This window comes from Saccharibacillus sp. CPCC 101409 (assembly GCF_030518235.1).
In the GTDB taxonomy this organism is placed as follows: Bacteria; Bacillota; Bacilli; order Paenibacillales; family Paenibacillaceae; genus Saccharibacillus.
On sequence record NZ_JAULSA010000007.1, the window covers coordinates 247,891 to 269,985 of the forward strand.

Here is a 22,095-nt window from a genome sequence, read left to right on the forward strand (position 1 = left end):
GCAAACGTTTGCCCTATAAAAAAAGCGTAAACCGGCCGCCGCGCTCGTTCATCCGGCAAAATACGGGTGAAGTATGTGATCATACGCAATTTTTTGCCGAAAAACGAAACCGACCAACCGGAGCCGTTCCCCGCCACACAGCGGAAGAAGCGGCCGGAACCCAAGGAGATGATGCCGATATGGATACAAGCGAAGCCATACACCCCGACCGCGTAGGACCGATCATTGTGCAGGAGGCGTGGGGAACGATCGGGCGCACGCTCGGTCTGGAGCACATGAACGGAATTTATGTTTGCCGGGGCGAACGGGCGTCGCTGGCGTTCGTTTTTCTAAGCGAAGAGACGTTCCGGATGAAGCTGTTTATGGGCAAAGAACCGGATCTGTCCACCACGATCGCCGTGCTGCCGCGCGAAGGCGATCCGCTGGAAGCGCAGATCGAAGAAAGCGAGACCGCCTGGAAGCTGAGCTGCGGTCAACTGGTGCTGGAGATCGAGAAGCAGTCGTCGGCGCTGTCCGTGTTCGACCGCGAAGAACGGCTGATCGCTCGCCAGAATTCGATTAGCTGGAATCCGCGCGGGGCGATCCATTCCGTGTACGATATGCCGGGCGATTCGCATTTCTACGGGCTCGGCGAGAAAGCCAGTTTCCTGGATAAACGCGGCGAGCGCTATACGATGTGGAACACCGACGTCTACGCGCCGCATATGCCGGAGATCGAAGCGCTGTACGAATCGATTCCGCTGCTCGTCCATATGCATATGCACGGCAAAGCGGCGTACGGCATTTTTCTCGACAATCCCGGCCGCACCGACTTCGATATGCGCTCGCACGGCATCGCGTATACGATCGGCTGCTCGACCGGCGACTACGATATTTATTTCGTGTACGGCCCGGAACTCAAAAGCGTCGTGCGCAGCTATACCGAGCTGACCGGCCGGATCGCGCTGCCACCCAAATGGGCGCTCGGCTACCATCAGTCGCGCTACAGCTACATGAACCAGAACGAAGTGCTGCATCTGGCCCGGACGTTCCGCGAAAAAGAAATCCCGTGCGACGTCATCTATCTCGATATCCATTACATGGACGAGTACCGCGTGTTTACGTTCGATCCCGTGCGCTTTCCCGATCCCGAAGGCATGATGGCCGAGCTGCGCGAACTGGGCATCCGCATCGTCCCGATCGTCGATCCCGGCGTCAAAAAAGACCCCAAATACGCCGCTTACCGCGAAGGCGTGGAGAAAGCGCATTTCAGCCGCAAGCTCGAAGGCGATATTTTCTACGGGGACGTCTGGCCGGGCACGAGCGCGTTTCCGGACTTTACGAACGACGAAACTTCCGAGTGGTGGGGCGATCTGCACAAATACTACACGGACCTCGGCATCGCCGGCATCTGGAACGATATGAACGAGCCGGCCGTGTTCAACGCTTCCAAAACGATGGACCTCGACGTCATGCACGGCAACAACGGCGATCCCAAAACGCACGAAGAACTGCACAACTTATACGGCATGCTGATGTCCAAAGCGACGTACGAAGGACTCAAGCGCAATCTCGGCGGCCAGCGGCCTTTCGTCCTGACGCGGGCCGGTTACTCGGGCATTCAGCGCTACGCGGCCGTCTGGACGGGCGACAACCGCAGCTTCTGGGAACATATGGCGCTCGCCATGCCGATGGTGCTCAATATGGGGCTGTCGGGCCTCGCGTTCGCGGGACCGGATATCGGCGGCTTCGCGCACCATACGTCGGCCGAGCTGCTGGTGCGCTGGACGCAGATGGGCGTGCTGTTCCCGTACTGCCGCAACCACTCGTCGATCGGCACGCTGCGGCAGGAGCCGTGGTCGTTCGGGCCGGAGATCGAAGGCATTTTGCGCGAATATATCGGTCTGCGCTACCGCTGGATGCCGCATCTGTACAATCTGTTCCACGAAGCGTCCGAGACCGGCCTGCCGCCGATGCGTCCGCTGCTGCTGGAATACCAGGACGATCCGCACGTCACGAATCTGTGCGACCAGTTCCTCGTGGGCAGCGACGTGATCGCGGCGCCCGTGTACCGTCCGGACACCGAGCACCGCGCCGTTTATCTCCCGGAAGGGCGCTGGATCGATTACTGGACCGGCGAAACGCTGGAAGGCGGCCGGCATATCCTGGCGCACGCGCCGCTCAGCATCATGCCGATGTACGTCAAGGAAGGCGCGGTGATCGCGGAAGGCACGCCGAAGCTGTACGCGGACGATCGCACCGACGAGACGCTGACGCTGCGCATTTACGGAGCATCCGCCGAGCCGGGCTTCCGCACGTCGTACACGCTCTATGAAGACGACGGCGGCAGCTTCGACTATACGAGCGGCGTGTCGTCGACGATCGTGTTCGAGCTGACGGGAGAAAAGGACGGGCTGACGCTGAGCTACCGGTACGACCGAAGCGGCTACCGCGCCAATCGCAACCTGATCCGCTTCGCGCTCGTCTGCACCCCGTTTAAACCGTCGGAGATCGAAGGGCTGAGCGAGCTGACGGCGGAAGAAGCGGAGCACGGCCAGGAAGGCTGGTTCCTCGACGAGCAGACCGGCGGACTGACGCTTCAGGTGCAGGATACGACGCAGGGAGCGGTGTTTAAGCTGAAAGGGTGAAGGAGTACGGACTGCCAGCTGCGGCGCAGCAAGGAGAGCTTGCCCGCCGCAGCCGGATCGCCGCACAATCAAACCGCCTTACCACCCAATCGCGATCCGTGACAAACAAGCCGGAGCCGGTTCGCGAAGAACCGCTTCCGGTTTTTTTGCCGCGTTTGGCGCTTGTGTGACGCGGGACGTAGCGAAGCAAGCCCGGCATATGGCAAGATAGAGGGGAAACCATCGAGAAACCGCGGCAAAAAGATCGTACATAAGCAACGTCCAACATTCCGAAGCGGAGGCTGAACAGACCTATGTGGAAAATCATCGAAGCGTACGACCAGATAAACGCATGGATTCGGGCGAGCGGCGGCGACTTTATCGAGCTGGACAACGGGGAGTCGTACCGGTTCGCCCGGCGGCGGACGTTTCCGGCGGACGAGCTGGACGCGTTCGAGCGGCGCGCGGGCATACAGCTTCCGGCCGAGTACAGACGTTTCCTGATCGGGGTGGGCGTGGTCGAACTGTTTATGGGGCCGCTCAGTCCGGGAATCGAGATTCTGGCGCCGGACGAGATTGCGGACTTTTCGAAAAAAGTATTCGACGGCCGCGGGGACGATCTGTTCCCGAAGCTGCTGCCGGCGGTGTCGATTCCCAAAACCGGCTGCTTCGGCGGATTCCGTCCGGAAGCCGAGCGCGAAGATCGGTACGGCGTGTTCGATCCCAAGATCTCGCCGGGGCTGCGGATCGAAGAGTGCGAATTCTGCGCGTTCGACGATTGGGTGGTCCAACTGGTGGAAGCCCGGGGGAAGATCGGTTGAGCGGGGTTTGGACGGGACGAACCGGAGAATAATCGCATTTTGGAAAAAGTAAAAGCCGAACGCCTGCCGCGCCGGCTTTTTTTGTATTCGGGTCGTATCGGCCGGCTGCCGCGCTTGTTTCGGCTGCGGGCTGCGGGCGAGCGGCGCAAATTCTAATTCTAAAGGATCGAGGCGGCGCTTAGCGCTCGGATCCGGTCGATCGAAAGTTTTAACGGATCGAGAGAACGCTTAGTCGCGAAAAGGCTGTGTTTGACGGTGGAGCGAGCGGTGTTTCGGCGGCTGAGTGTCTGTACGATCCGTTAGAATCTGGCTGCTGCGCAAAAAGCGTTCTAAAGGATAGGCGATCCGTTAGAGCTGGGCGGCTTCCGCTGTCCTTTCCTTTTGCGGCACAACCGGTATCCACAGTTCGTTGCGGTTCTCTTCCGGCGGCAGATAGCATTCGATCGCGGGCACGTTCGCCAGCTCGTACGGCGCGGACGGAAGCCATTCGGTGTACATTCTTTTCCAGATATTCGGCAGGCCGTCCGGCGTGCCGGGCGCGTCGAACACGACCCAGAGCGCGTCCGGTACGGTCAGCGCCGACAGATCCGCCGGTACTTCTTTTTTCGACGGGACGCAGAAGTAGTAATCGAACGTTTCGCCCCGTCCCCACTCCCCGTCGGCCAGCACGCCCAGAATGCCGCGCACAGGGCTGTCTTCGTCGCGAAGTTTCCACAGCCGGCCGAACAAACCTTCTTCTCCCGCTTTGGCCCACAGCGGCCCGATTTCTTCGTAAGCCCGTTCCGTGTTTACCGTTTCGACCCTGCCCGCGATGCGAAACTCTTCCGCCCGTTCCAGTCTGTAATTCATTTCGGCCACTCCTTTTAATGTGAATTGAAAGGCGAGCCGGGGATACGCCTTGAGCGCGGTCTTTTCGCTGCGGGCTTTGCTGGGCGTTGTCCCGTGCAAATTCTGAAACGCCCTGGCGAACGCTTCGGGCGATTCGTAGCCGTATTTGAGCGCGACATCCACTACTTTGATCGCGCTGTGTTGGAGGTCGAACGCGGCCAGCGTCAATCTGCGCCTGCGGATATATTCCGACAGCGGAATCTCCGTCATAAAGGCGAACATGCGCTGAAAATGCTGCGCCGAACAGCCGGCCCGCGCCGCCGCTTCCCTGTACGAAATCTTTTCCGTCAAGCGGTTCTCGATATCATCCAGCGCGGCGTTCATCCGCTCGTTCCAGTCCATTGGGCTTCCCCGTCCTTTCATGTCTCCATATTAATGTTCCGGCCGCCGCCCAAGCCTTGCGGACGCTGTACATCTTGAGCAAGGTTACGCTCTTTTTTCCAGTTTGCCCGCAAAATTCGGCGTTCGTCAACCGCTTTCGGCTCCGGATTCGGCAGCCGGTTTGCGCATAAGGTTTGAGAAGCGGTCGAAAAAAAACCGGATATCGTATAAAATGGGGAGAAGGGCAAAAATCGCGTGGCTTTCACTTTGCGCAAAAAAGCGGCCAGACGGAGGACTATCATGAATCAACCGCTTTATGGAATATGGCTGGGGGACGTTTTCTTCTGCTTTTCCGGCGAAACGTCGGAGCCGAAGGTGGACGCCTGGACCCGGCAGATCAGAAAACTCGATATCGGCGGCGAGAAGCCGCTCAAGCAGGCGGCGCTGCGGCTGGCCGAGCTGCGCTGGCCGGGCGCGTCTTCGCGGCGCGGCCGCGGACGGGGCTTCGGCGGGCGGACGCTGGAAGGGCTGGCCCTGCCGGCGTCGGCGGCGTTTCTGCTGCTCGAGAACTTCGACGAGCAGAAATTTGCGGCGCAGGGCGTCGCGCCCGGAGCGGAACTGCGCTATTGGAGCGCGGCGGCCGCCTTCGCGCGCGATCTGCTTGCGGCCGGCTGCTTCGCGCCGGCGGCCGATCCGCCGGCGAGGGTCAGCGCCCGCAGGGCGTCGGAGCTGACGTTCACCGGCACCTGGAAGCCGCTGCTTCGGCGGCCGGCCGACCTGGAGCGCTTCGCCGCGCTGGCCGCGGCCATGCCGCCGGTCGGCCTGACGGCGCCGGGAGCGGTCGGCGCGGAAGAAGAATCGCCGCCGCTCGGACGGGCGCGCGAACTGGTGCTGCATTCGTTTCTGTCCGCGCTGATCGACGGACAGATTCGGGCCATGCTCGGCGGCATGCGCGGCGCGCTGCCGCAGATGCGGCTGCCTTACCGCCGCGGCTACTCGCCGCTGGCTTCGCTGTGGTGGAACAGCCTGCTCGATCCGCAGCGGGAAACGAAAGTGCAGGGACATGTGGACGATATCGAAGAGCTGGAGCGGCAGGTCGGAGAACTGGGCGGGGCCGTGCCCGAACCCGAAGGAACGGGAGCGGCCGCCAGCGCGCAGCTGCGGCTCGGGCTGCGGCTGGAGCCGCGCGCCGCGGACGCGTCCGGCGCGGAGGAAGACCGCTGGAAGCTGGCTTTTCGCGCGGAGGACGAGCTGGAGGCCGGCGCTTCGCTGCCGGTCTCGGAGATCTGGCGGCTCGGCGAAGACGAGCTGGTGCTGCGCGGAAGGCGCTACGAACGTCCGCAGCGGCAGCTGCTGACGCTGCTCGGCCGGGCCGCCGCGTCGGCGCCGCAGCTGGAAGAAGCGCTGCGGCGGCCGCATCCGGAAGAAGCGTGGCTGAGCGCGCCGGAGATGTTCGATTTCTTGACCGTCGGGGTTCCCGCGCTGCGGACAAGCGGCGTACGGATCGAGATGCCGTCGCGCTTTACCAAGCGCGGCCGCCGCTCGGCCGGCGTGAAGCTCAAAGCGCGGCTTGAGCCGGGCAGGGGAGGCGAAGGCGAGACGGCGCTCGGCATCCGGCAGCTGGTGGAATTCGATCTGGAGGCGACGATCGGGGAAGCGTCGGTCAGCCTGGACGAACTGCGCCGCATCGCCGAAGACGGCGCGCCGCTCGTGTTCCTGAACGGCGAATGGATCGAGATCGATATGAAGGAAGTCCGCCAGGTGCTGCGGCTGCTCAAGAAGCAGACGGTGCACGAGATGACGTTCGGCGAGCTGCTCAAGCTGTCGGCGGCCGAAGACGATTCGGTCTGGAACGGCGTTACGATCTCGGGCATCGAGACGTACGGGCTGCTGTACGATCTGCTCAGGGGCGGCGGCCGCGCGTCGGCCGGCGAGAAGCCGGTGCCGGCCGCGCTCAACGGAACGCTGCGCCCGTATCAGGAGCGCGGCTACCGCTGGCTGGCGTCGATGCGCGAGATGGGCTTCGGCGCGTGTCTGGCCGACGATATGGGTCTGGGCAAGACGGTGCAGGTGATCGCTTGCCTGCTCGACCATCCGTCGCCGGGGCCCAAATTGATCGTGTGCCCGACTTCGCTGCTGGGCAACTGGCAGCGGGAGATCCAGCGCTTCGCGCCGAAATTTACGATGCATGTGCATCACGGGACGCAGCGGCTGCGCGGGGAAGCGTTCGAAAGCTGCGTGCGCGGGCACGACATCGTGCTGACCACGTATCCGCTCATCGGACGCGACGTCGAAGAGTTCCGCGGCATCGTCTGGACGTCGGTCGTGCTGGACGAAGCGCAGTCGATCAAGAACTACGGCACGAAGCAGGCGCAGAACGTCATGAAGCTGAATTCGCCGCACCGGATCGCGGTGACCGGCACGCCGGTCGAGAACCGGCTGGTGGAGCTGTGGTCGATCTTTCAGTTTATGAATCCCGGTTATCTGGGCTCGGCCGCGGCGTTCCGGCGCCGCTTCGGTTCCAATCTGCCGCAGGTGCCGGAGCAGAGCGAGAAGCTGCGCACGATGGTGGCGCCCTTTATGCTGCGCCGCCTCAAAAGCGACCCGGATATCCGCAAAGACCTGCCGGAGAAGATCGAGCTCAAGTCGTACTGCGAGCTGACGATCGAGCAGGCGGCGATGTACCAGTCCGTGGTCGGCGAGCTGATGCAGCGCGTCGAGAGCAGCGAAGCGTCGAGCCGTACCGTCCGCCAGGGCATCGTATTGTCCGCGCTCACGCGGCTCAAGCAGATCTGCGACCATCCGGCGCTGGTGAAAGAACCGGCCGGCGGCGCGAAAGCGGAAAAGTCCGGCAAGCTGATGCAGCTGATCGAGCTGCTGGACCGGATTCGCGAGAACGGCGAATCGGTGCTGATCTTTACGCAGTACGTCCGCATGGGCAAACTGCTGGCGGCCGAACTGGAACGCCGCTACGGCGAGGAGCCGATGTTCCTGCACGGAGCGGTCAAGAAAGAAGAACGCGACCGCATGATCCGTACGTTCCAGGAAGGCGAAGGAGCCGGGGCGTTTATCCTGTCGCTCAAAGCCGGCGGCCTGGGCCTCAACCTGACGCGGGCCAATCATGTCGTGCACTTCGACCGCTGGTGGAATCCGGCCGTCGAGAATCAGGCGACGGACCGGGTATTCCGCATCGGGCAGCGCCGCGGCGTGCAGGTGCACAAGCTAATCTGCCAGGGAACGCTCGAAGAGCGGATCGACGAAATGATCGAGAACAAGAAGACGCTGGCCGAGCGCGTAACCGGAACCGGAGAGCGCTGGCTGACGGAGATGTCCAACGAAGAGCTGCGCACGCTCGTCTCGCTTCAGGGGGAGCAGATGGAGTAGAACCGGCTCCCGGCGCGCCGGGGAGAAAATGCCTCGCGGAAAGTTGCGCGGCCGGCAAAGAGGGGTTATAAAGAGATGAACAGCATACAAGCAGTATATGTGCTTCAATTGGAAGCCCGGCCCGGCCTGCTGGCCGCCAGGGTCGAAGAGGAAGGGGCGGACGGGGTCCGGCGGGAACGCCTGTTGGAGATCCCGCTGCTTCAGGCTCCGTCGCGCCTGCGGCTCGAATGGGAACGCCTGAGCGCCGGCTCGGCGCTCGATCTGTACCGGCTGCAGGAGTCTTCCGGCGAGCAGATCGCCGGGGAGAAGGAAGTGCTGGCCGCCGAAGAAGAACTCGCGGCCGACGAAGCGGAGGACCGGGAAGCCGAGCGGAGGCTGGCCGCGATCGAAGTGTCGGACGGCGCGGCGCAGCCCGGCGAAGCGGCGGCCGCGGACGTCAGGGAACAAGCCGGCGAAGCTTCGGCCGTGAAGAGCGGCGAGGCTTCGCGCGGCGAACGGAGCGGGGAGTCTGCGCCGGGCGTTCGAAGCGCGAGCGGCGCTTCCGGAGCCGGGGAAGGCGGCGAGGCCGCAGCCGGCGGAACCCGGCCGCTTTCGGCCGCCGTGCTGGAAGCCGGCGGCGGGGCGGACGCTGCGTCCGCCTGGACGGTCCTGCCGTTCGACGCCGGCGAGTCGGACTGGCTGCTGGCCGCCGCCGAGCCGGGCGGCGGCGATTCCGCCGCTGCGGCCGCGCTGCGGGCGGCCGCGGCTGTTGCCCGAACCCGCCTGGCGTTCGGGCTGACGCTCGCCGGCGTCGATCCCGGCGAGCTGGCCGGGGCGGGGCTGGCCGCCTGGAGCGCGGGCTGGGCGCCCGAGCAGGGCGACGCCGCGGCCAAGGCGGCGCCGAAGGCCGCTTCCGAAGGCGGCGGCCGGGAGATCGCCGAGTGGATCGCCTCGGCGGCCGAGAAAGGCGTGCTGCACGAGCACGGACGGCTGCCGGAGGCGCCGGAAGCGGAGCCGTCCGGCTTCGCTTCCGGTTCCGAACCGGGCGAGCTCGCGCTGCTGGAGAATGCCGGCGCCGCCGAATCGGCGCTCCGTGAGCTGCGCCGGGCCATGAGAACCCGGCTCGGCGGCCGGCAAACGACATAACGAATTAAAGAAACGCATACACAGCGAGTCTGCGGGAGGTATTTAAGATGAGAAACAACAGAGCGGCGCGGTTGGCGAAAGCCGCGATCGTGACATCGCTTGCGGCCGGTCTGCTCTCCGCCTGCGGAGACGCGGGCGCCGTGGACCGCCAGAAGGACGATCCGCAGGAAACGGCCGATCCGCAGAAGGGCCCGGCCGAAACGACGCCGGAGAATCCGTTCGCGCAGGATCTTTTGCAGGCTACAGTAGAAACCCAAGGCGACAAAGATGTCGTAACCAATCCCGACTCCGTCCATGTGGTCGTCAACAAGCAGCGTTATCTGCCGGACGGTTACGAACCGGGCGACCTGGTCGTGCCGGACGTTCCGTTCTCGTTCGGGGGCACGGAAGAGAAAAGCCATATGCGCAAAGAAGCGGCGGGCGCGCTCAAGGAGCTGTTTGAAGGCGCGAAAGAAGCCGGCATCGATCTGTATGCGGTCTCCGGGTACCGTTCCTACAAGCGGCAGAAAAATATTTACGACTACAACGTATCGATCAAAGGCGTGGAAGAAACAAACAAAGTCAGCGCGATCCCCGGCACGAGCGAGCACCAGACGGGCCTTGCGATGGACGTGTCCGCGCTCAGCGTGTCCAACGAACTGGAGCAGAGCTTCGGCGAGACGAAAGAAGGCCGCTGGCTGGCCGCAAACGCGGCGCAGTACGGCTTCATCATTCACTATTTGCAGGGAAAAGAAGACATCACAGGCTATTCCTACGAGCCGTGGCACGTCCGCTACGTCGGCCGCGAACTGGCTCAGGCGGTATACGACAGCGGCCTGGCGCTCGAAGAATATCTCGACGCCGACCGCGCGCAGGCTTCGACCGGAACGAACTGAACCGTCCGGGCGAGTTCAATCGGATCGGCATCGCGGCATCGGATTGAACGCTTTGGCTGCGCGGCCGACTCATGGACGCCGCCAAACAACCGATTCGATCCAAACCGTCTCATCGAGCAAACAAAAGAACCGTCAAATTCATTCTTCGGGAATGAATTCGACGGTTCTTTTTTGCAAAAGGAAAGCACACCGGCCGTTTCCTGCGCTATCCGGATATCGGATATGCAGTTGGCCGATCGGCTTCATTGACGAAATGTCAACGTAGAAGCCGGAAATCGGCCGATCGGACAGCTAGATTGTTTTTTCGTCAACGTAGAAGAGGCAAATCGATATATCGGCCCGCTAAAAAGCTTGCAGATTGCTTTTTCGGCAATGTAGCTCGTACGCCAACGAATTTACGACCTCTACATTGCTGAAAAGTCAATGTAGGATGCAGGGCGCTGCTTATGAAGGGCGCTGCATGATCGGCGCTGCCTTCAAAGCTTTATGCTTTTACGGCTTTGTTCTATATAGCCCTGCTCAGCGACCCCGATTCGCCTACTCCTCGTGCAGATTCGGCTCCGCGTTCCCGGCGGCGGCGTGGGCGGCGCGCGCCGCGCGTTCTTCTTCCTCGCTCAGCGAGAGCACCTCGCTGCGCAGGCCCAGCATCTTGCTGTCGAGTTCGCCGGCGGCGCCGGCCGCGGACATCAGCTCGGCGGCCAGGTGCTCGGGAACGTTGCGGTCGTATTTGTACAGCAGAATATGCTCCAGGCTGGCCCAGAAATCCATCGCCAGCGTGCGCATCTGCACTTCGACGCGGACCCCGCACGTCCGGCCGCCGGATTCGACGGGCACGGACAGCAGCAGATGAAGACTGCGGTAACCGTTGGGTTTGGGATTCATGATATAGTCTTTGATCCAGAGAATGCGCAGATCGCCGCGCCGGCCGATCCGTTCGAGCAGCAGATAGATATCGGTTACAAAAGCGAACACGATCCGGATGCCGGCGACGTCGTGAACGTGCTCCGCCAGATTGGCCGCGGTCGGTTCGAGTCCCATGCGCGACAGGTTGTCCAGGATGCTCGCGGGTTCCTTGATCCGGGCTTTGACATGCTCGATCGGGCTGAAGCCCTCGTCGCTTTTCCATTCTTCGCGTATATGTTCGATTTCGGTTTTCAGATAGTCGAGTGCCTGCACGTGCAGGCCGGGGATATGGACCCAGCGCTTGTCCGGGAACAGCTGCTTGCTTCCGGGCGCGCCGGCCGCTTCTTTCAGCGCTTCGCATTCCGCGTCTTCCGGCGGCGAAGGCCGATGGGTGTAGGTCGTCAAGTTGATCTTCTCCTAGAATGGGGCTTGGATTGTGGGATTGCCGTTTCTATTGTACACTGACAGACATAAGGAAAGAAATGCCGCGAACAGCCGCAAATGCGGCGGAATCCGCTTTATTCTTGTAACCGAAACCATGGGCGGACGAATCCCGGACCGATTGAACGGCCGCCGGAGGCAGACTCCGTTTTGCGGCCTTTTCGCTCGCCGCCGCAATCGGGTAAAATAGAGGAAAGAACGGATCGGAACGCGGGGCTTCGGAAGCGGCACGGAAGCTGCGCGGTTTGGACAGAGGAGGAGAACAAGTTGAACTTTTTGCAGCGGATCAAAGGCGGAGCGGAACGGGCTTCGGGACGCGCTCAGAGCGCGGTGGAAATCGGCAGGCTGAACAGCCATATTTCGGAGATTCAGCGCGAGATCGAGGTCCATCACCTGCGCATGGGACAAGTTTTTTACGAAAACTACAGAAATCGCGATACCGCGCCGGCCGAAGAGGAAATCATGGAACTCTGCACGGTGTGCGATCTGCTGAGCGAGGAAGTCGCCGAGCTGCGGCAGAAAATCGTCGCTCTGCGCCGTCAGGAAGAGCAGCTGCTTCAAGCTCCGCAGCCGCAGCCTGCCGCCGCCGAACCGAAAAGCGAAGCGAGCGTTTCGCTCGACAAGACCGAAGAAGCCGGCAGCGGCCAAACCCGACGGGAGCGCCCCGACAAAACGATTGTCGAGCCGGAGCTTGAACCGGTCGAATCGCGTGCGGAAGTCGGGGAAGATGCGGACGCCGAAAATTATGCGGAAGCCGAAGAGTACGAAAATTACGAAAAAAGCGAACTGCGCGAAGAAAACGCGCGCGAGGCGGAGCGGGGCCGCGGCGGGGAGCGATTCGACCAACGTTCCGAAGAACGCGTCGAACTGCATGCCGACGAACGGCTGGTCGTAGGGCCGGAACGCGGCGGCGAGACGGAAGAAACGCTTGAGGAGCGCCAGCGCAGCGAACTGCGCGCGATCCGGGCCGAAGAACGGCGGAAGATGAAAGAAGCGGAGCAGGCGCAGATGCGGAGTGAATCCGAAGACTACGAGCCCGAGCCTGAAGCCGGGCCGGAAGAAGAACCGGAGCCGCCGCGCGATCCGGAGTACGATCGCCGCCAGCGCGAACGCGAGGAGCGGGAGCAGGAACGGCAGGACGAACTGGACCGCCTGATCGCTTCGTGGAACCGCGGAGTCGACCCGGTCGGCGAGGAACCCGTCTATGCGCCGGAGCGTGAAGAACGCGGTCCCCGCCGTCCGGTCGGCGAAGTGATTCGCTGCCAGGTATGCGGAAGTGGCTTGTCCAAAGGCTCCAAGTGGTGCCCGCACTGCGGTTCGGAGCAGGTTTGACCGGTTAAGGATATAGACGGCCGCTCGGCCGCGTTTCCGCTTTTTTTCGGTCCGCGGACGGAGAAAGCGGAAGCGCGTCGGCCGATACAAGCGGAGAATGAAACGTTTTGCCGACTGGTCCGTATAAAGAAGACAAGGTTGGAATGTGAATTTAGGTTCAAAGTTTGCCGACCAGTTTATTTGCGAAAGGATGACATATAATGGAATGTATCGTTCGTTTTGAAGTCATGCACGGAGAAGCAGCTAAAGACCTGAGAGGCCTGATTATTCTGGGCAAAGATGAACGGCCGACCGAAGACCAATTTCTGAAAATGTTCGCCCGCATGGGTTATAACGTACGTCTGGACGATGCCGAGCAGCTGCTGTTCAAACCGGTCGATCCGTCCAGCGAGATTCGCTGGCTGCGCATTCGCGAGCTGGACTCCGGCGAAGAGAAAACGACCGAAGACCGCGACCTGAAGTCGATTATCGGGAACCTTCTTCCTAACCAGAACCGTCCGATTTAAAAGTTTGTCTCACTTCAATAGCAGTCTTTCGTTCGCCCGGGCTGCACACGGTTTAGGCATGATTCCGTCGGGCGGAACCGAACCTCCGATTGAGACAAGCCTTAACGAACTTTTCATACTCGATCGTCCAAAAAAGAACCTTCGATTCCGCGTTTCGGCGCGGCGTTGAAGGTTCTTTCTCTGTGTACGGTCTTAAAATCAGGCTCCCTGCTTCTCCGGTTCCAGCTCCGACGTGCACTGCGGGCAGCGCGACGCTTTGGCCGATACTTCGGTGAGGCAGTACGGGCATTCGCGCGTCGTTTTCTCCGGCGCCGGCTTCTCGTGTTCCTCGCGCTTGAGCATATTGATGCCTTTGACCAGGATGAAGATGCAGAATGCGACGATCAGAAAGTCGATCACATTGTTGATAAACTGGCCGTAGGCGATGACGGAAGCGCCCGCCTGCTGCGCCTGGGCCAGCGTGCGGATCGGCGAGCCGTCGGCCAGCGTAATATCGGGATCGAGGTTGATAAACCGGTTCCCGAAGTCGATGCCGCCGAGCAGCTTGCCGAGCGGCGGCATCAGCACATCGTTGACAAGCGAGGTGACGATCTTGCCGAACGCTGCGCCGATGATGACGCCGACCGCAAGATCGATCACATTGCCGCGCATCGCAAATTCTTTGAATTCTTTGACGATTCCCATAGATTCCCTCCCGCCGGACTTTGCGTCCTCTTTGCATCGATTTTTTTTATTGTACACCAAAAATTCCGCTTGAAAACTAACTTTTCATGTAATTTTCACTTTTCATTCGGAGCGATTCGGAGTATACTTCAACCATTATTCTGTTTTTCGTATAGGTGCGGGAATAGGCCCGCATGTCTCTACCCGGTCGCCGGAACGATCGGACTACGGAAAACGGCTGCTTCGTGGCTGTTCGGCTTGTCTCCATTTGAAGTGAGACGGCCGGCGGTCCCGCTTATCCCGGAATTCTTCGGCCGGCGAAGCCCTACGCTTCGGCGATCCGGCGGCGTTCGGCGGTTCTTTTTTTACGGGTTAGTCGAACGACGCCGCGCTTTTGCGCCCCGCCGTTTACCGGTCCCGTCCGCCGTGCCGCCGGCTTCCGCCCTGTCCGCGTCCGGGAGACGCTTCCTTTGGAAGCGGGCAGCCGTTTATCCCGCAGTCCGCTTTTCTTCCGCGAAGGGAGAGAGGCGGGCTTTTTTGTATTTTACGTTTGTGAAACAGGCATCCGAGGGGGACACGATGATGAAACTTTTGCAGGAAAAAGTATTGAACGAAGGCATCGTATTGAGCGACCAGGTCTTGAAAGTCGATTCGTTTCTGAACCACCAGATGGACCCGGTCCTGATGAAAGAAGTCGGCAAAGAATTCGCGCGTTTGTTCGAAGGCGAGAAGATTACCAAAGTGCTGACGATCGAATCGTCCGGCATCGCCCCGGCGATCATGGCCGCGCTGGAGCTGAACGTGCCGATGATCTTCGCGCGCAAGCAGAAATCGCTGACGCTGCGCGAGAATATCCTGGTCGAGAAGGTGTACTCGTTCACCAAGCAGGAGAGCAATGAAATCACCGTATCGAAAAAGTTCCTGCTGCCGGAAGACCGCGTGCTGATTATCGACGATTTCCTCGCCCACGGCGAAGCGGCGCTCGGACTCGCCCGTATCGCGGAGCAGGTCGGCGCACAGGTGGCGGGCATCGGCATCGTGATCGAAAAGTCGTTCCAGAGCGGCGCGGAGCGCATCAAGAAGGCGGGCTACCGCGTGGAATCGCTGGTGCGCGTGGCTTCGCTCGAAGGCGGCAAAGTCACGTTCGCGGCGGAAGAAGCGGTGCATTGACCGGCCGCCGAAGCTGAAACGTACCGCACGGATTGGACGGCATCAAGAACGTCATCAAGCAGAACCATAATCAGAATGTCTGGGGAGGAATACCGTTCCATGAGTACGGACCGCATTTTTCAGAAAAACCGCCATCCGATGAAAACTTTCTCGCTCGGCATGCAGCACGTGCTGGCGATGTACGCGGGCGCGATCGTCGTGCCGATGATCGTCGGCAACGCGATCGGCATGACGCCGGAGCAGCTCACGTACCTGATCGCGATCGACCTGCTGGCCTGCGGCGTCGCGACGCTGATGCAGGTGTGGGGGAACCGCCTGTTCGGAATCAAGCTGCCGGTCGTGCTCGGCTGCGCGTTCCAGGCCGTGTCGCCGATGATTATGATCGGCAATACCGACGGCCTCGGCATCTCGGCGATCTACGGCGCGATTATCGCGTCGGGTTTGTTCATCTTCTTGTTTTCCGGCTTGTTCGGCCAGCTGATCCGCTTGTTCCCGCCGATCGTCACGGGTTCCGTCGTCACGATCATCGGCGTAACGCTGATCCCGACCGCCATGACCAACCTCGGCGGCGGACAGGGAGCGGAAGACTTCGGCAGCCTGCCGAATCTCGCGCTCGGCTTCGGCGTACTGATCTTTATCGTGCTGCTGAACCGGCTGTCCACCGGATTTATCCGCTCCATCTCGATCCTGATCGGTCTCGTCGCGGGAACGGCCGTCGCCGCCTTTATGGGCAAAGTCGACTTCTCGCCGGTGGCTGACGCCGGCTGGTTCCACGCCGTGCTGCCGTTCCACTTCGCGGCGCCGACGTTCCATCTCAGCGCCATCCTGACCATGATCCTCGTCGCGATCGTCAGCGTCGTGGAATCGACGGGCGTATTCATGGTACTCGGCCGCATCGTCGGCCGCGATATCGGCTCGAAGGAGCTTGCGCGCGGCTACCGCGCCGAAGGACTTGCCATCATGCTGGGCGGGATCTTCAACTCGTTCCCGTACACGACCTATTCGCAGAACGTCGGCCTGGTGCAGATGAGCCGCGTGAAGACGCGCGACGTGGTCGCCGTCGCCGGCATCCTGCTGGTGATCGTCGGCTTCGTGCCGAAGATCGCCGCCACCGCGCAGCTGATCCCCGCCTCGGTGCTCGGCGGCGCGATGGTCGCGCTGTTCGGCCTCGTGCTCTCGTCCGGCGTGCGCGTGCTCGGCGACCAGGTCGACCTGTCCCGCCACGAGAACCTGTTTATTATCGCCTGCTCCGTCGGCATGGGCCTCGGCGTCTCGGTCGTGCCCGGCCTGTTCGCCGGCCTGCCCGAGGAGCTGCGCATCCTCGTGGACAACGGCATTATCGCCGGCAGCTTCACGGCGATCATTATGAACCTGCTGTTTAACGGCCTGGGCGAGAAGAACGCCCACCTCAAGATCACCGGCGACGACGGCGTGTTCGGCGGCGCGGAAGAAACTTCCGATCCGGCCGCCGGTCCGGCGGGCGCTTCGAAGACTTCGTCCGCGCAGAAAAACGGCGTCGGCAGCGCGGTCTGACGCGCCCGAACGCCCGGCTTCGACTGCCGCCGCGCGGCGAAGCCGAAGAACGTTAAATATCCGGAAAAGCCCGACCCCTGCGCGTTCTCGCGGGGATCGGGCTTTTTTGCGCGGGGAGAACATCAGGGAATTGGGAGAGCGGAGAAAAGAAGGTTGCGCTCGCGCAGCATCTCCGCCCGCCGCTCGATGACCGCTCCCGCCGCATCTTCTACTTCTCCCCGTTCCCGCCCGTCAGCTCGAACGACTGCTCGATCCGCGGCAGGGTGTCGGCCAGCGCTTTGTACGTATCGGAAGCTTCGTCGTCGGCCGGATCGTATTGGACGTCGGCCGGATGCAGCAGCAGATAAGCGCTGCCGTCTTGACGGCCCAGCTCGGTGATCGGAATCTGTTCTTCGATCTCCTGCCTGCTGCCGTCCCAGTAATCTTCCGGCCAGACGGAGATCTGGAACACGACTCCGCCGAAACTCGACGCTTTTTTGGAGATGAAGTTCACGTTGGTCCCGCCGTTGTCCAGCTTTATATTTTCAACGGTGTACGCTTTGTACCAGACATCGGGCAGCACCAGCGTAAACCCGAACTCTTCGTTGGTGTACGGGATGCCGGAATCTTCTTCGATCGTCGGAGTTTGTTCGCCGCTTTCCGCGGCCGGCTGCTGCGTTTGTTCTTTTTTCGCCGTCGCCGTCGTTTGTTCGACGACCTTCGTTCGCGTTTCCGCTTTTTCCGAAGACGCTGTTTGCGAGCAGCCGGTCCCGCCCAGCGCGATCAGGCCCGCCGCGAGCAGAATGCCGATTTGTTTTTTCGCCGCTTGATTCATATCGATTCCTCCTTGCTGCGATTGGATTGACGAGCTTCTGTAAGACATAGACCCGCGGCGGCGATAAAAAGTTGTAAAAAGCGAAAAACGGGGCCGTATCGACATTTCTCGCCGCCCCTCCCTATAAATTTGAAAGAAACCTCCCTGCATCTGGTTACAATAACAGTAGAGAACAAACGAATGCGCACGGACCACACTACTATTCTCCCCGGGGTGACGGAAGCATGAACAAGAAATGGTGGAAAGAAAGCGTCATATATCAGATTTATCCGATCAGCTTCAAAGATACGACAGGCGACGGCAAAGGCGATCTGCGCGGCATCATCGAGAAATTGGACTACCTCCAGGAGCTCGGCGTGGACGCGGTCTGGATCTGTCCGATTTATACGTCTCCGGATTACGATAACGGCTACGACATCAGCGACTACTACGGCATCGACCCCAAGTACGGCACCATGGACGACTTCGACGAGCTGCTGCAAAAAGCGCACGCCCGCAATATCCGCATCATCATGGACCTGGTGCTCAACCACAGTTCCCATCTGCATGAATGGTTTATCGAAGCTTCGGCGTCCAAAGACAATCCCAAGCGGGACTACTACATCTGGCGCGAACCGAAGGAAAACGGCGGCTACCCGAACAACTGGGAATCGTATTTCAGCGGCTCGGTGTGGGAATTCGACGAACGGACGCAGGAATACTACATGCACCTGTACGCGAAGGAGCAGCCCGACCTGAACTGGGAAAACGACGAGGTGGTGCGCGAGCTGCACGACATGGTGAAGTGGTGGCTGGAAAAAGGCGTGGACGGCTTCCGTTTCGACGCCATCTCGCATATCGTCAAAGCCGAAGGTCTGCCCGACGCGGACAATCCGCAGAACCTTCCGGTGGTGCAGGCGTATCACTTTTTCTCCAATCTGGACAAGGTGCATTATTTCCTGCGGACGCTGAACGAGGACGTGCTGGACTTCTACGACATCATGAATGTGGGCGAAGTGTCCGGTCTGGGGCCCGAGCAGGCGCTGGATTACGTGGGGGAAGGACGCAACGAGCTGGATATGATTTTTCAGTTTGAGCATATGTTCCTCGACGCGAAATCAGGAGGCACCGGCAAATGGGACATCAAGCCGTGGACGCTGATCGACCTCAAGAAGATCATGAGCCGCTGGCAGACCGTTCTGCACAAAAAAGGCTGGAACGCCAACTATATGAGCAACCACGACCAGCCCCGCCAGGTGTCGCGTTTCGGCAGCGACGGCGATTACCGCGTGCGTTCGGCCAAGATGCTGGGGACGTTCCTGCATACGCTCCAGGGAACGCCGTACATCTACCAGGGCGAAGAGATCGGCATGACCAACGTGCATTTCGATTCGATCGACCAGTATCGCGACGTGGAAACGCTGAATTACTACAAGCAGTGCAAGCAGAAAGGCATGGAAGAGCGGGAGATCATGGAGCGCATCTGGAAAAAAAGCCGCGACAACGCCCGGACGCCGATGCAGTGGAGTTACGAGGAGCACGCGGGCTTTACCGACGGCGAGCCGTGGATGAACGTCAATCCGAACTACGGCAAGATCAACGTCGAAGCGGCGCGCAAAGACCCGGATTCGATCTTCCACCATTACCGCAAACTGATCGCCCTGCGCAAAAAGCACGAAGTGCTGGTCTACGGCGATTACCGCCTGCTGCTGCCGCTGCACGAGGAGATCTACGCGTTTGTGCGGACGTGGGAAGAAGAAAAGCTGCTGGTGGTGCTGAACTTCTTCAGCGGCACGCCTTCGTTCGAATGGCCGGAGGATCTGCGCGAGAAAAAAGCGGAGCTGCTGATCGCGAACTACGAGCCGCTGGCGGACGAGGATTTGCACCATTTGACGCTGCGGCCTTATGAGGCGCGGGTTTATAAGTTGACTTGAGTCTGGAAAGAGCCTTCCCGGGTCCGGGGAGGCTCTTTGGGTATGGCTGGAAAGTCCTATTCGTGGAAGAAGCTTGGCGCTGCGGGAGAAAGTCTTTAGCGTAGGCTTCCGAGGCGACTTTCTTCGAAAGTCTTTAGGTCGCATGTTGAAATCGGGAAGATGGATTAGGGCGTGTTTTAAAACTTCGAAGGCGTGCCGGGGCGCGTCGAGAAAATGCGGCGTCGCTGTTGAATGAATCGTACACGCTTTAGGTACGATTCATGTTGAGGGCGAAAAGGCAGGCAAAAATGCACTTCCTTAAGTTTTGAGACACGCCTCAGTACTTTGTCACCCTTCAAATGGCGGGTTTACGCTTGGCTGAAAGGCACGCGCTTCAAGCGCGACTCCGCCCTGAGACTTCGTACACGGGTCAGGTACGAATCTGAGCCAAGCGTAACCCTACATTCATCCGGGACAAGGTAGTAGATTCGATTGGAAAGGAGTGCCGGGGAAAAGGATGGAGAAATAAAGCGAACGGCAGGAAGAATTTAAAATAGCTGCGTATAGGTCCTTATTCCGGCTTAATCTTACGTTTTCGAGAAAATAACTGCGCTGATACAATTATTTCGAGCTTTTTCGCTTCGATTCGGCTTTTGCCTCCCGAATAGTTGCACCAGCGTCGCTATTTGAAGAAACCGAAGCGTTTCGTCCTAAATAAATGTACCTGCGCGGCTATTTTTCGTTTGGAACCCTATCCGGCTTTCTCGACACCCTGAGCCTTTCCTTTGACGGAAAGGCTCTTTTAGTGGAGAGAAGAGGGAAAAGCAGCCCGGCTTCCTCGGGAGGCGAGGGAGCCGGGCTGAGGGATCGGAAGTCTCGCGCTGCTTATGGCTGCGCGGGAACTCGGACCGGGAACAGATCAGGATCAGACCGGAATCAGATCAGAATCAGAACAAGATCGGACCGGAATCAGACCGGGAGTTCCTGGGCGGCCGCGGGAGACAGATAGCGGGCGATCAGGTCGTCGGCGATCTCGTCCGATGCGTTCGGGTGGCCGAGTTCTGCGGCGCGGTCACGCGCGCGGCGAAGCTTCGCGGGATCGCCGAACAGGTCGGCGATCTGGAGCGCCAGCTCGTCGGCGCTGCGCGAGATAAAGGCGACGCCCCGCTGCGCCAGGTACACAGCGTTGTTGCGCTCCTGGCCCGGCACCGGGCGGAACAGGAAGATCGGGAGCCGGCAGGCGAGTGATTCGGCCAGCGTGATGCCGCCCGGCTTGGTCACGACGCAGTCGCTCATGCGCATCAGCGACGCGACGCGGTCGGTAAAGCCGAGGATATGGATATGCGCCGTATTCGCATACTGCTGCCGCAGCCCGGCCCGCATCTCTTCGTTGCGGCCGCACACGACCACGATCTGAATATCGTCCTGCGCGAGCAGCAGGTCGCAGACCCGGCGCAGGCCGAGCATGACGCCGTAAGCGCCGGCCATCAGCAGCACGGTCCGGCGCGCCGGATCGAGCGCGACGCCCGGCACGGGCGGCTCGCCCGCCCGCAGCGCGCGGGCGGCGGCCAGCGGCGCCGCGGCGGGGGAAGCCGCCCCCGCAAGCTGCGGCGAGTCCGCCGCCGCAGCCTCTGCCGCGCAGGCGTCCGCCGCGGCAAAGGCTTGAGGTTCGGCAGCCGCGGATGAGGCTGCCGGCGAAGCGCCCGCCGCACTCGAAGCGGCGGGGAGTCCTGCCGGCGGGGCTTGCACGCCGGCGGCCGCGGCGGCTGTCAAAGCCGCGCCCGATTGGCGCTGCGCGCCGCCGAGCGGCACAAGCGCCGTTACGGCGTGCTCGCCGTCGGCCGGGCCGAAGCCTTCCTTGATCGGGATGCCGCTGACGGCGATCCGGTCGGGATCGATGCCGATGGTCGCGGCTTCGCGGCGCATTTCTTCCGTGGCGACGTAGAAACGGTCCACGTCCGGGTGCAGCCAGCGCCCGTGCAGGTCGAAGTCGGTCAGGACGTTGACGATCGGGATGTCGAGCCCGATCTTGCGGCGCAGCTTGGGCATGACCATCTGCGGAAACGTATGGATCACGACATCGGGCTGCTCGTGTTTGAGATACTCTTCCAGTCTGCGGGTGCCGAAAGCGTGCAGGATATTGGCGAACGGCTTGTCCGCTTTCATATCTTTGGTCATATTGTAAACCAGGCCGTACAGGCCCGGGATCGTCCGATAGCTCTGCATATAGACGAAGCGGGTCAGGTCGTTGAGCTTGGGATGCGATTCGGCCATCAGGTCGAGCATCTTGACCCGGGAAATCCCCCGTAAATTCAAACTGCGCTCAAGCGCTTTGGTCGCCTGATAATGGCCGTCGCCGTAGCTGGCATACAGAATCAGGACATTCGGTTCCTGCGGTTGCATGGGTTCCTCCCTGGATGAAGCGAGATGTGTCCCTATCATATCAAGATTCGATGTGCGGCGCGAGCGGGATTATCACAGGGAGGAAGAGTTGTTTTTGAGGATGCGCAGAGGAGTTCTTTTGGAAGCCGTGCTCCGGTTGTTTTGCTTCGCAAAGCCAAAGTCGCTCCGATTTCGAAAAGAACTCCCTTGGGGGGCGGGGGATTAAAATCAAGGTCAGAATCCAAATTAAAACCATATCAACATTCGAGAGAATTTTCTCCGCGGCCTTCACGGCTGTTTTACGGAATGGACTTTCTCGACACTCCGATATATTTCTTTTATTCTTCTGACCGTTATCGCTCTTTTTCGAATCAAAGGTCAAGTCCATATTTATGTGTAAAAACGAAACTCACTCGCCAATCGGTTAGTCGGCAGCGGA

The 22,095-nt window shown here is 60.8% G+C and carries 15 protein-coding genes and 1 riboswitch; of the genes, 10 read left to right on the top strand and 5 right to left on the bottom strand.

Features of this window, described 5'->3' with window-relative positions:
- Positions 1-179 precede the first annotated feature (179 nt).
- Both QWJ34_RS16905 and QWJ34_RS16910 read left to right on the top strand, forming a co-directional pair.
- Positions 180-2,627 (top strand): glycoside hydrolase family 31 protein, encoded by a 2,448-nt coding sequence (locus tag QWJ34_RS16905; RefSeq protein WP_302729612.1) that lies wholly within the window; start codon positions 180-182, stop codon positions 2,625-2,627.
- A 293-nt stretch (positions 2,628-2,920) separates the two neighbouring features.
- Positions 2,921-3,427 (top strand): hypothetical protein, encoded by a 507-nt coding sequence (locus tag QWJ34_RS16910; protein WP_302729614.1) that lies wholly within the window; start codon positions 2,921-2,923, stop codon positions 3,425-3,427.
- 348 nt (positions 3,428-3,775) lie between these two features.
- Here the strand turns inward: QWJ34_RS16910 and QWJ34_RS16915 are convergent, their stop codons facing one another.
- Positions 3,776-4,657, bottom strand: a complete 882-nt coding sequence (locus QWJ34_RS16915) for an AraC family transcriptional regulator (RefSeq protein WP_302729615.1) — start codon at positions 4,655-4,657, stop codon at positions 3,776-3,778.
- Positions 4,658-4,936: 279 nt separating this feature from the next.
- Here QWJ34_RS16915 and QWJ34_RS16920 point away from each other — a divergent pair, with 279 nt between their 5' ends.
- From QWJ34_RS16920 to QWJ34_RS16930, 3 genes are all read left to right on the top strand, one after another.
- A complete protein-coding gene (locus tag QWJ34_RS16920; protein ID WP_302729616.1) occupies positions 4,937-8,020 on the top strand; it encodes a DEAD/DEAH box helicase in 3,084 nt (1,027 codons plus the stop codon).
- A 75-nt stretch (positions 8,021-8,095) separates the two neighbouring features.
- Positions 8,096-9,145 carry a hypothetical protein gene (locus QWJ34_RS16925; RefSeq protein WP_302729618.1) on the top strand — a complete coding sequence of 350 codons (1,050 nt, stop codon included), beginning with the start codon at positions 8,096-8,098 and terminating at the stop codon, positions 9,143-9,145.
- Between the two features lie 47 nt (positions 9,146-9,192).
- Positions 9,193-10,020, top strand: a complete 828-nt coding sequence (locus QWJ34_RS16930; protein WP_302729620.1) for a M15 family metallopeptidase — start codon at positions 9,193-9,195, stop codon at positions 10,018-10,020.
- 537 nt (positions 10,021-10,557) lie between these two features.
- Here the strand turns inward: QWJ34_RS16930 and QWJ34_RS16935 are convergent.
- Positions 10,558-11,328, bottom strand: a complete 771-nt coding sequence (locus tag QWJ34_RS16935) for a GTP pyrophosphokinase (protein ID WP_302729621.1) — start codon at positions 11,326-11,328, stop codon at positions 10,558-10,560.
- Positions 11,329-11,631: 303 nt separating this feature from the next.
- Between QWJ34_RS16935 and QWJ34_RS16940 the strand changes: the two genes are divergently transcribed.
- On the top strand, positions 11,632-12,696 hold the full coding sequence (locus QWJ34_RS16940) for a hypothetical protein (protein ID WP_302729622.1): 1,065 nt from the start codon (positions 11,632-11,634) through the stop codon (positions 12,694-12,696).
- A gap of 200 nt (positions 12,697-12,896) precedes the next feature.
- Positions 12,897-13,202, top strand: a complete 306-nt coding sequence (locus QWJ34_RS16945; protein WP_302729623.1) for a hypothetical protein — start codon at positions 12,897-12,899, stop codon at positions 13,200-13,202.
- A 198-nt stretch (positions 13,203-13,400) separates the two neighbouring features.
- Here QWJ34_RS16945 and mscL read toward each other — a convergent pair whose 3' ends face one another.
- Positions 13,401-13,886, bottom strand: coding sequence for a large conductance mechanosensitive channel protein MscL (gene mscL / locus QWJ34_RS16950; protein ID WP_302729625.1), 486 nt, complete (start codon positions 13,884-13,886; stop codon positions 13,401-13,403).
- Between the two features lie 127 nt (positions 13,887-14,013).
- A riboswitch (purine riboswitch) is annotated at positions 14,014-14,113 on the top strand.
- Between the two features lie 334 nt (positions 14,114-14,447).
- Between mscL and QWJ34_RS16955 the strand changes: the two genes are divergently transcribed.
- Positions 14,448-15,035: a xanthine phosphoribosyltransferase gene (locus QWJ34_RS16955; protein ID WP_302729648.1), complete on the top strand. Its 588-nt coding sequence runs from the start codon at positions 14,448-14,450 to the stop codon at positions 15,033-15,035.
- A gap of 99 nt (positions 15,036-15,134) precedes the next feature.
- Positions 15,135-16,568 (top strand): nucleobase:cation symporter-2 family protein, encoded by a 1,434-nt coding sequence (locus QWJ34_RS16960; protein WP_302729627.1) that lies wholly within the window; start codon positions 15,135-15,137, stop codon positions 16,566-16,568.
- 208 nt (positions 16,569-16,776) lie between these two features.
- Here QWJ34_RS16960 and QWJ34_RS16965 read toward each other — a convergent pair whose 3' ends face one another.
- Positions 16,777-17,382, bottom strand: coding sequence for a hypothetical protein (locus QWJ34_RS16965; protein ID WP_302729628.1), 606 nt, complete (start codon positions 17,380-17,382; stop codon positions 16,777-16,779).
- A gap of 224 nt (positions 17,383-17,606) precedes the next feature.
- Here QWJ34_RS16965 and QWJ34_RS16970 point away from each other — a divergent pair, with 224 nt between their 5' ends.
- Positions 17,607-19,295: a glycoside hydrolase family 13 protein gene (locus tag QWJ34_RS16970; RefSeq protein ID WP_302729629.1), complete on the top strand. Its 1,689-nt coding sequence runs from the start codon at positions 17,607-17,609 to the stop codon at positions 19,293-19,295.
- Positions 19,296-20,243: 948 nt separating this feature from the next.
- On the opposite strand, the gene QWJ34_RS16975 is transcribed toward QWJ34_RS16970, so the two are convergent.
- The gene (locus tag QWJ34_RS16975; RefSeq protein ID WP_302729630.1) at positions 20,244-21,677 is read right to left on the bottom strand and encodes an MGDG synthase family glycosyltransferase; all 1,434 of its coding nucleotides are present in this window, start codon (positions 21,675-21,677) and stop codon (positions 20,244-20,246) included.
- Positions 21,678-22,095 lie beyond the last annotated feature (418 nt).